This is a genomic window from Roseibacterium elongatum DSM 19469 (genome assembly GCF_000590925.1).
Lineage (GTDB): Bacteria > Pseudomonadota > Alphaproteobacteria > Rhodobacterales > Rhodobacteraceae > Roseibacterium > Roseibacterium elongatum.
This window is the reverse complement of record NZ_CP004372.1, coordinates 128204-141179: the sequence shown is the minus strand read 5'-3', so window position 1 is coordinate 141179 and position 12976 is coordinate 128204. Positions and strand designations below refer to the sequence as shown.

The following is a 12976-nucleotide window of genomic DNA, read 5'->3' as shown; positions in this document are numbered from 1 at the left end:
GGGGTGGCTTGAAACCGTGTGCCCCGGCTGCTACCTGCCTTGCCTGACGGAATTGATCGGATTTGCCCCATCGTGAGCCTCGACACCCCCACTGCGCCCGGCGAGACGACCGCCCAGGCCCCGCGCCTCGAGGTTGCGCATCTGTCCTGCGTCTTCGATGGCCGCGAGGTCGTGCGCGACGTGTCGTTTCGCGTCGCGCCGGGCGAGATCATGTGCCTTTTGGGTCCGTCGGGCTGTGGCAAATCCACCACCCTGCGCGTGATCGCCGGGATAGAGCGGCAAAGCGCGGGCAGCGTGCATGCCGATGGCAAGATGCTGTGCAACGAGGTGTTCTCGACCCCGCCCGAGGCGCGGGGCATCGGCCTGATCTTTCAGGATTTCGCCCTGTTTCCGCACCTGACCGTCGGTCAGAACGTCAGTTTCGGTCTGCGCGGCCCGAAGGCCAGGGTGCAGGCCCGCGTCGGCGAGTTGCTGGAACGGGTCGACCTGGTGGGATATGCCGACAAGACCCCGCATATGCTGTCGGGGGGCGAGCAGCAGCGCGTGGCCCTGGCCCGCGCCCTTGCGCCGCGCCCGCGCATCATGCTGATGGACGAGCCGTTTTCCGGCCTCGACAACCGCCTGCGCGACGGCATCCGCGACGAGACGCTGCAACTGCTCAAGGAAGAGGGCACGGCGGTCGTGCTGGTGACGCACGAACCCGAAGAGGCGATGCGCATGGCCGATCAGATCGCGCTGATGCGGGACGGCCAGATCGTGCAGAAAGGCGCGCCCTACAACATCTACAACGCGCCCTGCGACAAGGCCGCGGCGGCGTTCTTCAGCGATATCAACGTGATCCGGGGGCGCGTGACCGGGTTGCTGACCGATACCGTGTTCGGCCAGTTCCTTGCCCCCGGGGTGGGCGATGGCACCGAGGTCGAGATCGTCTTTCGCCCGCAGCACGTGAAGCTGGACTTCGACCGCCACGGCAGTGGCCCCAACCCGACCCCGCAAGACGGGGTGCCGGCCCGCGGGTTGGTCGAGCGTGCGCGCTTCATGGGGCATGAAAGCCTAGTCGAGTTCCGGATGGATTTCGATGGCGGCCGCCTGAAGGCCACCGTGCCGGGTGTCTTTCTGCCCAAGCCGGGCACGCCGCTGTGGCTGTCGGTGCGGCGCGATCGCTGTTTCGTTTTTCCCGTCACCGCCTGATCGTGGCGGGCCCCTGCGCCAATTCCGCCCATTCCCGACCGGGCCCTTGCGGCAGGCACCTGTCAGCCGGTAATTGACATGCGCCCGCGTTTTTGGGCTTTGATCTCCCGGTCGGAGTCCATACCTATGGGATAGGAATAGTGAGACACGGTGTGTGCCACGGCGTGTGACGCGCCGCATACACGCAAAGGGAGATCGAAATGCTCAACAATATCGGACCGGCCGGCCTGCTGCTGATCGCCGTCGTGGTGCTGGTGCTCTTCGGGCGCGGCAAGATCGCGGGCCTGATGGGCGAAGTCGGCAAGGGGATCACGGCCTTCAAGAAGGGGGTCAAGGACTCGACCGAAGAGATCGAGGAGCAGACCGAGACGGCCGATGGCGCCGCTGCCCGTGACGTGACGCCCGCCGAGGCCGAACGCCGCGACAACGCCTGACGTCCGTCCCTTATAGCGCCATCGTGCATCGGATCGCTTCATTGAGGGGCCTCGGCCATGCCTGACATCGGCTGGATGGAATTATTGGTCATCGGGGTCGTCGCGCTGATCGTCGTCGGCCCCAAGGACCTGCCCATGATGTTTCGCCGTCTGGGGCAGATCACCGGCAAGGTGCGGGCGATGGCCAAGGATTTCCAGCGCGCCATGGATGAGGCGGCGGACGAGACCGGCATGTCCGAGATCAACCGCGATCTCAAGAGCGCGGCCAAGTTCACCAACCCGCGCAAGATGGGGATGGATGCGCTGAACGAAGCGTTCGAAGACGTCGATCTGGACCCGTCGAAATATGCCGAAGGGTCGAACACGCGTATCATCGCCGAGAAGCAGGCCGCCCGGAAACAGGAACTGGCCGACAAGGCCGAGGCCGCCCGCAAGGCGCGCGAGGCAAAGGTCGCCGGGATCGATGCCGCCGCCGCCGAGATGGAGGCGGACATGGCCGACCCGCCCCCGCGCCCCGAGCCGGCGCCCGCCGCCGAGGTTGGTGCGGCCGCCCCCGCCGAAGACCCCGCGCCGGGCCCGGCCAGAACCGGAACTGACAAGACATGAGCGCCGAAGACCAGATCGAAGACAGCTCGGCCCCCCTGATCGAGCATCTGGCCGAGTTGCGCACGCGCCTGATCCGCTCGGTGCTGGCCTTCGTGGTGGCGATGGTCGCCTGTTTCACCGTGGCCGATCCGATCCTGAACTTCATATCGACGCCGCTGGCCGAGGTGCTGCGATCGCGGGGCGAAGACGCGCGCCTGATCTTCACCGCGCCGCAGGAAAAATTCTTCGTCCTGATCCGCATTTCGATCGTGATGGGCTTCGCGGTCAGCTTTCCGGTGATCGCGCATCAGCTGTGGCGCTTCGTGGCGCCGGGGCTTTACCGATCGGAACAATCGGCCATTCTGCCCTTCCTGATCGCCTCGCCCGTCCTGTTCCTGATGGGCGCGTCCTTTGCGCATTATGTCGTCACGCCGCTGGCGATGAATTTCTTCATCGGGTTTTCCGACGCGATCCCGGCGCTGGCCAACCTGATCGCGGGCGACGGCACATTCTCGAACCCCGACGCGGCGGCCAACACGGAATTGCAGACCGTTTTCCTTGGCTCGGTGCGCGAGTCGCTGGACCTGGCCCTGAAATTCATCTTCGCCTTCGGACTGTGTTTCCAGTTGCCGGTTCTGCTGACCCTGCTGGGCAAAGCCGGCCTGGTTACGGCCGAGGGGCTGGGCAATGTGCGCAAATACGCCGTGGTCGGCATCCTGACGCTGGCCGCGCTGGTGACGCCGCCGGATGTGATCACCCAGGTCATCCTGTTCGTGGTGGTCTATGGACTCTACGAGATCTCGATCTGGCTGGTCCGCATGGTCGAGCGTCAGCGCCTGCGGCGTCTGCGCGCCGAGGGGATCCTCGACGAGGATGAAGAGCTCTGACCCGCGTGATGTCGGACGAAACCCTGACCCGTATTGCCGAGGCTTTGGAGCGCTTGCGCCCTCCGCCCGCGCGTGCGCCCGACTGGGACGCGGCCGAGGCCTTTGTCTGGCACGCCGATCCCGACAGGCTGGACCCCGTGCCGCGCGTCAACCGGGTCGATCTGCGCCTGCTGCTGGGGGTGGACCGGGCGCGCGACACCCTGGTGCAGAACACCCGTCAGTTCGCGCGCGGACTGCCCGCCAACAATGCGCTGCTCTGGGGCGCACGGGGCATGGGCAAAAGCTCTCTGGTCAAGGCGGTGCACGGCGCGGTTCGGGCCGAGGCGGCCGGACTTGCCCTTGTCGAGATGCAACGCGAGGACCTGCCCTCGATCGGGCGTCTGCTGACGCTGTTGCGGGCGGCCCCCTGTCGCGTGATCCTGTTTTGCGACGACCTGTCCTTTTCCCATGACGACCAGCACTACAAGTCGCTCAAGGCGGTGCTGGATGGCGGGGTCGAGGGCCGCCCCGAGAACGTGTTGTTCTATGCCACCTCGAACCGGCGCCATCTGATGCCGCGTGACATGATCGAAAACGAGCGCTCCTCGGCGATCAACCCGTCCGAGGCGGTCGAGGAAAAGGTGTCGCTGTCGGATCGCTTCGGCCTGTGGCTGGGGTTTCATCCCTGTTCGCAGGACGAGTACCTGGCCATCATTCGCGGCTATTGTGACGCCTATGGCGTGGACGTGCCCGAGGATCAACTGCGAGCCGAAGCGATCGAGTGGCAGGCCACGCGCGGGGCACGCTCGGGCCGGGTGGCATGGCAGTATTTCACGGATCTGGCCGGGCGGCAGGGCGTGCGCCTCTGACCTGGCGGAGCGGCTTGCGCCGCGTTCCCCTCGCCTCGCTGCGCTCAGGTGCGGGGGCTCTGCCCCCGTGCCGCCCTGACGGGCGGCATCCCCCGGAGTTTTCTGGCCAAGATGAAGGGGCGATCAGGCGCGCAGGCTCGGGCCATTTGCGGGCCCGCCGCCGGGATGGGCGCGGCCTGCCGTGAGCCGCAGCTCGGCGGCCTGCATCACGCGTTGGGCGCGGCGATCCATCACGCGTCGCCAGGCCGGGGGCGATGTCGCCAGCATCGCCATGATCGGAACGGACCAGGGCATCATCGGGACCTCCGCCGCGGGGTCGAGGCGGTCATAGGGGCGGTCTGGGTGCATGTGATGTTCGGAATGGGCGGGGGCGATTCATCATCAGATAGCTGCTGAACCCGCGCGGGGCATTCCAGCTGTGGTGAGGCGCCACCGGTTCCAGCCGTCCGTTGGTCAGTGTCAGGCGACGCAGCCCGTAGTGCTGGATGTAGTCGCTGAGCAGGATCTGCGCGCCGGTCAGCCCCCAGAGCGCCAGCAACAGGAGGGCGGTCGCCACTCCGCCCAGCCAGGCCGCGGCGCCCAAACAGGCCAAGGCCCCGCCGGACCAGATCCAGTACGGGTTTTCGATGCCCCTCGGCGCCTTTCCGCGCCGGGTGAGGCGCTGCTGCTCTTGTGACAGTCCGGCGCGAAACGAGCCCGTCCAGGCGCGCGGCAGGTAGGCCCAGTAGCTTTCCCCCGGTTGCGGGGTGTTGGGGTCGTCGGCCGTTCCGACAAATCGGTGGTGGACAAGGCGGTGCGCCGACACGTGATGCCCGAACCCGACAGACACATAGACCGCTGCGCCCAGGGCGCGGTAAAGCCGGGGGCGGCGGTGGATGAGTTCGTGCGCATTGGGGTGGCTGACCTGGCCGAAGAAGGAGGCCGTGCCAAAGAACAGGGCGAGCTTTTGCCCAATGCCGAGCATGTCGCCGGTCAGGGCCACGAGGACCAGAGGCAACAGGGCCAGGTGGAGCACCGCCAGCAAAAGGGAGAGCCCGTCCGACCACGGTTCGTGATCGTCGGCCTCGGGGCGCGGCGGCGCGAGCAGACGGTCGAGCAGCGCGGCGAAAAGCGTCAGCCAGATCAGGGCGATGATGGCAAAGCCGCCCCAAAGCGTGGCGCCCAGACCCAGAAAAAGGGCGGGGGGCAGGGTGGCGCAGGCGTAACGTGCGATGACCAACATGGCTGTCGACCTTGGATCATGGGGCGTCTTCGGGGCGCTTAGGGGGGCAATCGGGCAAAGTGATGGCCCCGCGCGGCCTTTCCAAGCTGCGAGATGCATATTAGGTCAAGGTGATCCGTGACTGAAAGGCCCCGTCGATGTCGTTTTTCCGAAAACTCAAGGACCGATTGACGAAATCCTCGTCGAAACTGGACGCAGGGCTGGAGGCCATCATCGAGGACGGTGCCGAGGCCGAGGACGTGCCGCCCGAGCCATCGCCCGAGGAACGGGAAACCGAGCTCCGTCGCGACACACCGCCGCCGACGCAGGCGGACCCGGTCGCACCGACCGCGCCGTCGCCTTCACCGGCGCCAGTGGCACCGCCCGAGCGTGCCGCACCTGCTGCCCCCGACGCGCCGGCCGACCCGCCTGTGCCCGTTGCCCCGGCGCCCGTTGCCCCGGCGTCTCCCCCCCGCCCCGAGCCGATGCCGGTCGAAAGTGCCACGCAGGAGCAGCCCGAGCGCAAGCCCGGTCTGATCGGCCGCCTGGTCGGGCGCAGCAGCAGCCCGCGTCGGGCGCTGGACGACGAGATGCTGGAGCAGCTGGAAGAGTTGTTGATCACCGCCGATATGGGGGTCGACACCGCCATGCGAGTCACCGCCAACATGGCCGAGGGACGCCTTGGGCGGTTGATGAGTGTCGAGGACATCAAGACACTGCTCGCGAGGGAAATCGCGGCCGTGATGGACCCGGTGGCCCGACCGCTGCCGATCTATCCGAAAAAAACCGCAGGTGGTTCTGGTCGTTGGGGTGAACGGGTCGGGCAAGACCACGACCATCGGCAAACTGGCCAGCCAGTTCCGGGCGGCGGGCAAATCGGTTGTGATCGCCGCCGGCGACACGTTTCGCGCCGCGGCGGTCGAGCAATTGCAGGTCTGGGGCGACAGGGCCGGCGTGCCCGTGTTGACCGCGCCCGAGGGGGCGGACCCCGCGGCGCTCGCCTATGACGCCATGGTGCGGGCCGAGGCCGATGGCGCGGATCTGCTGATGATCGACACCGCCGGGCGGTTGCAGAACCGCACCGACCTGATGGAGGAACTGGCGAAGATCGTGCGGGTCATTCGCAAGAAAGACCCCGACGCGCCGCATAACACGCTGTTGGTGCTGGATGCGACGACGGGACAGAACGCGCTGAACCAGGTCGAGCTGTTCGGCAAGCTGGCCGATGTCACCGGACTGGTGATGACCAAGCTGGACGGGACGGCCAAAGGGGGTGTTCTGGTGGCCCTTGCCGACCGGTTCGGGTTGCCGATCCATGCCATCGGGGTGGGAGAGCAGATTGACGATCTGCAATCTTTCGATCCCGAAGATTTCGCGAACGCCTTGGTTGGGGTTGAATAAAGGTCAGTTTCATCCACACCCCCTGTGAGTGGAATTCCGCCCCGAAGTGCTGCGTCGCGAGGCTGGGTTGAGCGATTGGATCATCTCGATCGAGGGCACCGAGGCCGGTGCGACCGTGGCCCTTGTCCTGGCCCTGACGGCGGCTTTTCTGCATGCCGTTTTCGGCGCGTTGCAAAAGGGACGCCATGACCCGTTGCTGGCGCGCGGGGCGATCGACGCGGCCTATGGCCTTATGGCCGCGCCTTTTGCGCTGTTCGTCGTGCCATGGCCCGAGCCGCATATGTGGCCCATCTTTCTGGGCGTCTTCGTCATTCACGGGCTCTACAAATGGGCGCGCTGGCATCCTACCGGCGTGGGGCCTACACGGTCGTTTATCCCGTCATGCGCGGCACCGGGCCGCTCTTTGCGATCATCGGCGCGTGGTTGGTGTTCGGCGAAACCTTCACTGGGGTCCAGTGGGGCGGGGTCGTGGTGTTGTTGGCGGGGCTCTATGGCCTGGCGCTCTACAACATGGCGCGGCTGACGGTGGCGCGCGACACGCTGGTGCCGGCGCTCTGGTTCGCGGTGCTGACGGGTTTGTTTGTCGCGCTCTACACCACCTTCGACGCGTATGGCATCCGGGCGACGGCAGACCCGTTCACTTTCCTCGCCTGGTTCTTTTTCATCGACGGGCTGCTTTACCCGTTCCTCGCAGCCGCGTTCTGGCGGCGCATGGACAGCCCGCCGCCGTTGGGCCCGCTGGCGTTGCGCGGGGTCTTTGGCGGCTTTGTCGCCTTTGCCAGTTTCGGCTCTATCATGTTGGCGACGCGGCTGGACCAGGTGGGCGAGGCGGCGGTCCTGCGCGAAACCTCGACCGTGTTCGCCGCGCTGATCGGCTGGCTGGTGCTTAAGGAAAAGGTGGGGCCGGTGCGGCTGGGATTCATGGCCTTGATCGCCGCGGGCGCGGTGATCGTCGAGTTGGGGGGCTGAGGAGGTGAGAATGAAACCGGGTGAAGACCCCAAACCGATCAATCCGTGGCTAAAATTCACGCTCGAGCTTGGGCCGCCGATCCTGTTCTTCATCGCGTATATGCGGATGCAGGACGTGACCTATACGATCGGCGGGACCACCTATGACGGGTTCATCATTGCGACGGCGGGTTTCGTGCCGATCCTGCTGGCGTCCATCGCCGTGCTGTGGAAACTGACCGGCCAGATCAGCCGGATTCAGGTCTTCACGGCGGTGATGGTCGTGTTCTTTGGCGGGCTGACCGTGTGGCTGAACGACGAACGCTTCTTCAAGATGAAGACAACGCTGGTTTACGGCTTTTTCGCGGTGGTGCTGGGCATCGGGCTCATGCGCGGGCAATCCTGGCTGAAATTCCTGATGGGCGAACTGCTGCCCATGAAGGATGAAGGCTGGATGATCCTGACACGGCGGATCGCCGGGGCCTTTGCCCTGATGGCGATCGCCAACGAGATCGTCTGGCGCACGCAATCGACCGAGTTCTGGGTGACCTTCGAAACCTTCGGTTTGCCCGCGTTCCTGTTCGTCATGTTCATGACGCAGGCCAAGCTGATCGAACGCTACGCGATCACCGACGACGACGGGGCGGCTTAGCGCCCAGGGGTCCCCGCGGTTTCGATGGGGGTTTGCGGCGCGGCCTTGCCCCCGGTTTGCCCTTGGGCGGGGCGGGTTTCGCGTGGCCTTCCAGCAATTCGGGCATGCCCAACTGGTCGGCCATCACGCGCAGCTTGACCTCTTCGACATCACCCGCCTTCAACTCGCCCAGGCGGAACGGCCCGTAAGAGACGCGCAGCAGGCGGTTCACCTCGAACCCGATTTCGGACATGGCGCGGCGGATCTCGCGGTTCTTGCCCTCGCGCAGGCCGACCGTGACCCAGGCATTCGCGCCCTGTTGCCGGTCAAGCTTCACCTGCATGGGTTGAAACCGCTCGCCATCGGCCTCGATCCCGCGCCTGAGCGGCTCGAAATCGGTGTCTTTCGGGGTGCCCTTCATCCGCACACGGTATTTCCGCAGCCATCCGGTCGAGGGCAGTTCCAGCTTGCGCTTGATGCCGCCGTCATTGGTCAGCAAAAGCAGCCCCTCGGAATTGAGATCCAGCCGCCCGACGCTCATCACCCGTGGCATCCCCTCGGGCAGTTTGTCGAACACGGTTTCGCGGCCCTTTTCGTCCGAGGTGGTCGTCACCAGGCCCGCGGGCTTGTGATAGAGCCACAGGCGCGGGCGGTCGGGTTCGCCCACGGGCTGACCATCGACCGTGATCTGGTCGGCGGCGGTCACATTCAGTGCGGGGCTGTCGATGCGTTTGCCGTTCACGCTTACGCGCCCGGCCTCGATCATGCGCTCGGCCTCGCGGCGCGAGGCGATGCCGGCGCGGCTGAGGCGTTTGGCGATGCGTTCTGCGTCAGTCATGCCCTTGCCCCTAGCGGTTTGACAGCGCCGTGGAAAGCGGCAACAGGGGGGCATGAGTGCATTTCGCAGCCATATGCATGCGGCCCTGGCCGAGGCGCGCGCTGCCGCCAAGCGGGGCGAGGTGCCCGTCGGCGCGGTGGTGACGCGGGGGAACGCGGTGATCGCGCGCGCAGGCAACCGCATGCGCGAATTGCGCGACCCGACGGCCCATGCCGAGATGCTGGCGATCCGGGCCGCTTGCGCGACCCTCGGGTCCGAGCGGCTGACCGACTGCGACCTGTGGGTGACGTTGGAGCCATGCCCGGCCTGTGCAGGTGCCATCGCGGCGGCCCGCATCGGTCGGCTTTACTACGGAGCGGCAGATCCGAAATCGGGCGGTGTGGCCCAAGGCCCCCGCGTCTTTGACCACCCACAGGCACACTGGAAGCCCGAGGTCTATTCCGGCATCGCCGAGGACGAGGCCGCGCAACTGCTCAAGGTGTTTTTCGCCGCGCGCCGCGATCAGGATCCGCGATAGGTCGAATACCCGTAGGGCGACAGCAGCAGTGGCACGTGATAATGCGCCGCCGCGTCGCTCATCCCGAAGCGGATCGGCACCTGATCGAGGAACAGGGGCTCTTTTCCCGCGGTGCCATTGTCCCGCAGGTAGTCGCCTGCGAAGAAGATCAGTTCGTATGTACCGGTCTCGAACTTCTCGGCTGGCAGGATCGGCGCATCGGTGCGGCCATCGGCGTTGGTCACCGTCTCGGCGATCTTGCGGTGCGCATTGCCCGAGACGCGGTAAAGCGCGATCTTCAGCCCCTCGGCCGGGCAGCCGCGCGCGGTGTCGAGGACATGGGTTGTCAGAAATCCGGTCATCTGCGCCTCCTGTTTCGGCGTCACTTTCGGCGCAACGGCGGGCGGCGTCAAACCGCTTGGCGCGGGGGTGGCACGCTTGCTAGACCAAGCCGTCCGACAATGAGGCCCGCGCATGAACCGCTACCCCCGAGATTTCACCGGCTACGGCCCGACGCCGCCCGATCCGCATTGGCCCGGCGGTGCCAAGATCGCCGTGCAGATCGTCGTGAATTATGAGGAAGGCGGCGAAAACAACATCCTGCATGGCGACATGGCGTCCGAGGCGTTCCTGTCCGAGATCGTCAGCGCCGAGCCCTGGCCCGGGCAGCGCCACTGGAACAAGGAATCGATCTACGAATATGGCGCGCGCGCGGGGTTCTGGCGGCTGCATCGAATGCTGGGCCATCTGCCTGTCACCGTCTATGGCGTGGCGACGGCACTGGCCCGCGCGCCCGAACAGGTCGCCGCGATGAAAGGCGCTGGCTGGGAGATCGCCAGTCATGGCCTGAAATGGATCGAGTACAAGGATTTCTCGAAACCCGAGGAACGCGCGCATATGGACGAGGCCATCGCGCTGCACACCGAGGTCGTGGGCGAGCGCCCGCGCGGCTGGTACACGGGGCGCTGTTCCATGCACACGGTCGAGATCGCGGCCGAGGAGGGCGGCTTTGCCTATGTCGCCGACAGCTATGCCGATGAATTCCCCTATTGGGTCAGGGCCGGCGGGCGCGATCAGTTGGTGGTGCCCTATACGCTCGATGCCAATGACATGCGCTTTGCCACGCCGCAGGGCTTCAACTCGGGCGACCAGTTCGAGGCCTATCTGAAAGACAGTTTCGACATGCTCTATGCCGAGGGCGTGGCGGGCGCGCCCAAGATGCTGTCGATCGGCCTGCATTGCCGGCTGGTCGGGCGGCCCGGACGCGCGGCGGCGCTGAAACGCGCCGTGGATTACATGGCGTCCCATGACGGCGTCTGGTTCGCGACACGCCTGCAGATCGCCGAGCATTGGGCCGCGACCCACCCTGCGCCGCTTGCCGAGCGCCCCTCGGCCATGAGCCTTGAGGATTTCGTCGCAGCCTTCGGCGGCATCTACGAGCACTCCCCCTGGATTGCCGAGCGCGCCCATGCGCTGGAACTGGGCCCGACGCATGACAGCGCGCGCGGTGTCCATTCCGCCCTCACCCGGATGTTCCGTCGCGCCAGCGAAGACGAACGCCTAGGCGTTCTGCGCGCCCACCCCGATCTCGCCGGAAAACTCGCCGCCGCCAAGCGCCTGACCGTCGAGTCGACGGCGGAACAGGCCAGCGCCGGCCTCGACGCTTTGACGGATGAGCAACGCGCGACCTTCACCCGGCTGAACCAGGCCTATGTCGCAAAGCATGGGTTCCCCTTCATCATTGCCGTGCGTGACCACGACAAGGCGGGGATCATGGCGGCCTTCGAGCGGCGCTTGGCCAATGACACCGCGACCGAATTCACCGAGGCCTGCCGACAGGTCGAACGGATCGCCGAACTGCGCCTGTTGGAGAAGCTTGGATGAAACGCATCGCGATCCAGCCGCTGACGGCCGAGGCCTTCGCCCCGTTCGGCGACGTGCTGGAGGCCGAGGGCGCGCCCGACAAGATCATCAACGAGGGGCTCTGTGGCCGGTTCCACGACTGCGCGCGGCTGGATTTCTCCGATGGGCGCGCCGGAATCAGTCTCTTCAAGTCCGAGGCGCGTGCCTTGCCTTACACGCTGCGTATGGTCGAGCGGCATCCGCTCGGATCGCAGGCGTTTCTGCCGATGACGCTGGACCCGTTCCTTGTCATTGTGGCGCCGGATGAGGGCGACGCACCGGGTGAGCCGCTGGCGTTTCGTACCGTTCCGGGGCAAGGCATCAATTTCTTGCGCGGGACATGGCACGGGGTGCTCACGCCGCTGTCCGAACCGGGGCTGTTCGCGGTGGTAGACCGGATCGGGGCGGAGGCGAACCTGGACGAACACTGGTTCGAGACACCTTACGAGATCGCTTGATCCGTTGAGGTTTCGCCGCGCTGCTGCGCGTCGACCCGCGCGCGCTGACGCGCGCGCGGTTTCCTGGCTGGGGGGCGCTGCCCCCGTCGCCTTTCGGCGCCTCCCCCGGCATATTTGCCGGGATAAAGATGGGGGCGGCCGGCCCTGGTCTACATGTCCACCTCTATGGCGACGCCTTTCTCGATCGCTGTGTCGACAACCGCCGCCGCAACAGCGAGGTCCTGCAGGCCCACGCCCGTGCCATCGAAAAGGGTGATTTCCTCGGTGGATTGACGCCCCGGATGGGTGCCGTTGATCACCGCGCCGATCTCGGCGATGTCGCTGTCCGAGATCAGTCCGTCGCCTATGGCATGTTGCGCCTCGCCGATGCTGATGCTTTGCGCGACCTCGTCGCAGAACACCGTCGCGCGCGCCAGAAGCGCGGCCTCGACCTCCTGCTTGCCCTTGGTGTCCGTGCCCATGCAGGCCAGATGCGTGCCCGGCGCGACGTGCTGGGCCAAAAGGGTGGGGGCAAAGCTGGAGGTGATGGTGATGATGACATCCGCCTCGGTCATGCCGTCGAGATCGACCGCCTCGAACGGCAGGCCGAGCTCGGCGGCGGTTTCGCCGAGCTTAGGGAGCATCTCGGGGTGCATGTTCCAGGCGATGACCTTATCGACCTGCATCTGTTCGACCGCTGCGCGCAGTTGGAAATGCGACTGGTGGCCAGCCCCGATCATGCCGATGACCCTGGCATCGTCTCGCGCCAGATGCCGGATCGACACGGCCGAGGCCGCCGCCGTGCGCAGCGCCGTCAACAGGTTGCCTCCGAGCATCGCCGCCGGTTTGCCGGTGTCGGGGTCGAACAGGAATACGGTCGACTGATGGTTGATGAGACCGCGTTTTTCCAGGTTATGCGGCCAGTATCCTCCGGCCTTCAGGCCCAACGTGCCCCCCGTTCGGTCGAAGCCGCCCTTGAACCCGTAAAGGGCGTCTTCATGCCCGATGGCCTCGCGCACGACCGGGAAATTGTACGCATCCCGTGCGGCCATGGCAGCAAAGACCTTTTCCACGGCGTCGAAACTCGCCTTGCGCGACACCAGATCGGCGATCGCGGCCTCTGGGACGATCCACATGGCACAAACTCCTGGCTTTGGTGGAACGCGACGGCCCACCT

At 66.1% G+C, this 12976-nt stretch carries 14 protein-coding genes and 2 pseudogenes; 11 read left to right on the top strand and 5 right to left on the bottom strand.

The genetic code is table 11. From position 1 onward, the window contains the following. Positions 1–72: 72 nt before the first annotated feature. The 5 genes from ROSELON_RS00715 (at position 73) to ROSELON_RS00695 (ending at position 3945) form a co-directional block, all read left to right on the top strand. Positions 73–1191 (top strand): ABC transporter ATP-binding protein, encoded by a 1119-nt coding sequence (locus tag ROSELON_RS00715; RefSeq protein ID WP_025310545.1) that lies wholly within the window; start codon positions 73–75, stop codon positions 1189–1191. Positions 1192–1391: 200 nt separating this feature from the next. Beyond that, positions 1392–1625 carry a twin-arginine translocase TatA/TatE family subunit gene (locus tag ROSELON_RS00710; protein WP_025310544.1) on the top strand — a complete coding sequence of 78 codons (234 nt, stop codon included), beginning with the start codon at positions 1392–1394 and terminating at the stop codon, positions 1623–1625. Between the two features lie 57 nt (positions 1626–1682). Next, positions 1683–2231 carry a Sec-independent protein translocase protein TatB gene (gene tatB, locus ROSELON_RS00705; RefSeq protein WP_025310543.1) on the top strand — a complete coding sequence of 183 codons (549 nt, stop codon included), beginning with the start codon at positions 1683–1685 and terminating at the stop codon, positions 2229–2231. Further along, complete coding sequence (gene tatC, locus ROSELON_RS00700) at positions 2228–3097, top strand: twin-arginine translocase subunit TatC (RefSeq protein WP_038650016.1); 870 nt, start codon at positions 2228–2230, stop codon at positions 3095–3097. Before tatB ends, tatC begins: the two co-directional genes overlap by 4 nt. Positions 3098–3105: 8 nt before the next feature. After that, complete coding sequence (locus tag ROSELON_RS00695) at positions 3106–3945, top strand: ATP-binding protein (protein ID WP_025310542.1); 840 nt, start codon at positions 3106–3108, stop codon at positions 3943–3945. Positions 3946–4068: 123 nt separating this feature from the next. On the opposite strand, the gene ROSELON_RS18555 is transcribed toward ROSELON_RS00695, so the two are convergent. Next, a complete protein-coding gene (locus ROSELON_RS18555) occupies positions 4069–4239 on the bottom strand; it encodes a hypothetical protein (RefSeq protein ID WP_245605387.1) in 171 nt (56 codons plus the stop codon). A 31-nt stretch (positions 4240–4270) separates the two neighbouring features. Beyond that, on the bottom strand, positions 4271–5167 hold the full coding sequence (locus ROSELON_RS00690) for a fatty acid desaturase (RefSeq protein ID WP_245605386.1): 897 nt from the start codon (positions 5165–5167) through the stop codon (positions 4271–4273). 137 nt (positions 5168–5304) lie between these two features. On the opposite strand from ROSELON_RS00690, the pseudogene ftsY reads away from it, so the two are divergent. The 3 genes and pseudogenes from ftsY to ROSELON_RS00675 all read left to right on the top strand — a co-directional run bounded on the left by ftsY (position 5305) and on the right by ROSELON_RS00675 (position 8147). Then, a pseudogene (gene ftsY / locus ROSELON_RS00685) lies at positions 5305–6547 on the top strand (signal recognition particle-docking protein FtsY). Positions 6548–6614: 67 nt separating this feature from the next. Further along, positions 6615–7516 (top strand): annotated as a pseudogene (locus ROSELON_RS00680) (EamA family transporter). 10 nt (positions 7517–7526) lie between these two features. Beyond that, positions 7527–8147 (top strand): inner membrane-spanning protein YciB, encoded by a 621-nt coding sequence (locus tag ROSELON_RS00675; RefSeq protein ID WP_025310541.1) that lies wholly within the window; start codon positions 7527–7529, stop codon positions 8145–8147. Here the strand turns inward: ROSELON_RS00675 and ROSELON_RS00670 are convergent. Then, complete coding sequence (locus ROSELON_RS00670; protein ID WP_025310540.1) at positions 8122–8964, bottom strand: pseudouridine synthase; 843 nt, start codon at positions 8962–8964, stop codon at positions 8122–8124. The two genes, ROSELON_RS00675 and ROSELON_RS00670, sit on opposite strands and share 26 nt — an antisense overlap. A gap of 52 nt (positions 8965–9016) precedes the next feature. On the opposite strand from ROSELON_RS00670, the gene ROSELON_RS00665 reads away from it, so the two are divergent. Next, positions 9017–9481 carry a nucleoside deaminase gene (locus ROSELON_RS00665; protein WP_038650013.1) on the top strand — a complete coding sequence of 155 codons (465 nt, stop codon included), beginning with the start codon at positions 9017–9019 and terminating at the stop codon, positions 9479–9481. Here ROSELON_RS00665 and uraH read toward each other — a convergent pair. Further along, complete coding sequence (gene uraH, locus ROSELON_RS00660) at positions 9466–9822, bottom strand: hydroxyisourate hydrolase (protein ID WP_025310538.1); 357 nt, start codon at positions 9820–9822, stop codon at positions 9466–9468. The genes ROSELON_RS00665 and uraH overlap by 16 nt on opposite strands. A gap of 112 nt (positions 9823–9934) precedes the next feature. Here uraH and puuE point away from each other — a divergent pair, with 112 nt between their 5' ends. After that, positions 9935–11344, top strand: a complete 1410-nt coding sequence (gene puuE, locus ROSELON_RS00655; RefSeq protein WP_025310537.1) for an allantoinase PuuE — start codon at positions 9935–9937, stop codon at positions 11342–11344. Next, positions 11341–11820, top strand: coding sequence for an ureidoglycolate lyase (locus ROSELON_RS00650; protein ID WP_025310536.1), 480 nt, complete (start codon positions 11341–11343; stop codon positions 11818–11820). The genes puuE and ROSELON_RS00650 overlap by 4 nt, the downstream gene beginning before the upstream one ends. Positions 11821–11969: 149 nt before the next feature. On the opposite strand, the gene bhcD is transcribed toward ROSELON_RS00650, so the two are convergent. Continuing rightward, positions 11970–12935 (bottom strand): iminosuccinate reductase BhcD, encoded by a 966-nt coding sequence (gene bhcD / locus ROSELON_RS00645; protein WP_025310535.1) that lies wholly within the window; start codon positions 12933–12935, stop codon positions 11970–11972. Positions 12936–12976 lie beyond the last annotated feature (41 nt).

Excerpts from the sequence above, each read along its gene's own strand:
- ROSELON_RS18555 (WP_245605387.1), bottom strand. The coding sequence starts at position 4,239 with ATGCCCTGGTCCGTTCCGATCATGGCGATGCTGGCGACATCGCCCCCG.
- uraH (WP_025310538.1), bottom strand. The coding sequence starts at position 9,822 with ATGACCGGATTTCTGACAACCCATGTCCTCGACACCGCGCGCGGCTGC.
- tatC (WP_038650016.1), top strand. The coding sequence starts at position 2,228 with ATGAGCGCCGAAGACCAGATCGAAGACAGCTCGGCCCCCCTGATCGAG.
- bhcD (WP_025310535.1), bottom strand. The coding sequence starts at position 12,935 with ATGTGGATCGTCCCAGAGGCCGCGATCGCCGATCTGGTGTCGCGCAAG.
- ROSELON_RS00690 (WP_245605386.1), bottom strand. The coding sequence starts at position 5,167 with ATGTTGGTCATCGCACGTTACGCCTGCGCCACCCTGCCCCCCGCCCTT.
- ROSELON_RS00665 (WP_038650013.1), top strand. The coding sequence starts at position 9,017 with ATGAGTGCATTTCGCAGCCATATGCATGCGGCCCTGGCCGAGGCGCGC.
- ROSELON_RS00675 (WP_025310541.1), top strand. The coding sequence starts at position 7,527 with ATGAAACCGGGTGAAGACCCCAAACCGATCAATCCGTGGCTAAAATTC.
- ROSELON_RS00670 (WP_025310540.1), bottom strand. The coding sequence starts at position 8,964 with ATGACTGACGCAGAACGCATCGCCAAACGCCTCAGCCGCGCCGGCATC.
- tatB (WP_025310543.1), top strand. The coding sequence starts at position 1,683 with ATGCCTGACATCGGCTGGATGGAATTATTGGTCATCGGGGTCGTCGCG.
- ROSELON_RS00710 (WP_025310544.1), top strand. The coding sequence starts at position 1,392 with ATGCTCAACAATATCGGACCGGCCGGCCTGCTGCTGATCGCCGTCGTG.
- ROSELON_RS00650 (WP_025310536.1), top strand. The coding sequence starts at position 11,341 with ATGAAACGCATCGCGATCCAGCCGCTGACGGCCGAGGCCTTCGCCCCG.
- ROSELON_RS00695 (WP_025310542.1), top strand. The coding sequence starts at position 3,106 with ATGTCGGACGAAACCCTGACCCGTATTGCCGAGGCTTTGGAGCGCTTG.
- puuE (WP_025310537.1), top strand. The coding sequence starts at position 9,935 with ATGAACCGCTACCCCCGAGATTTCACCGGCTACGGCCCGACGCCGCCC.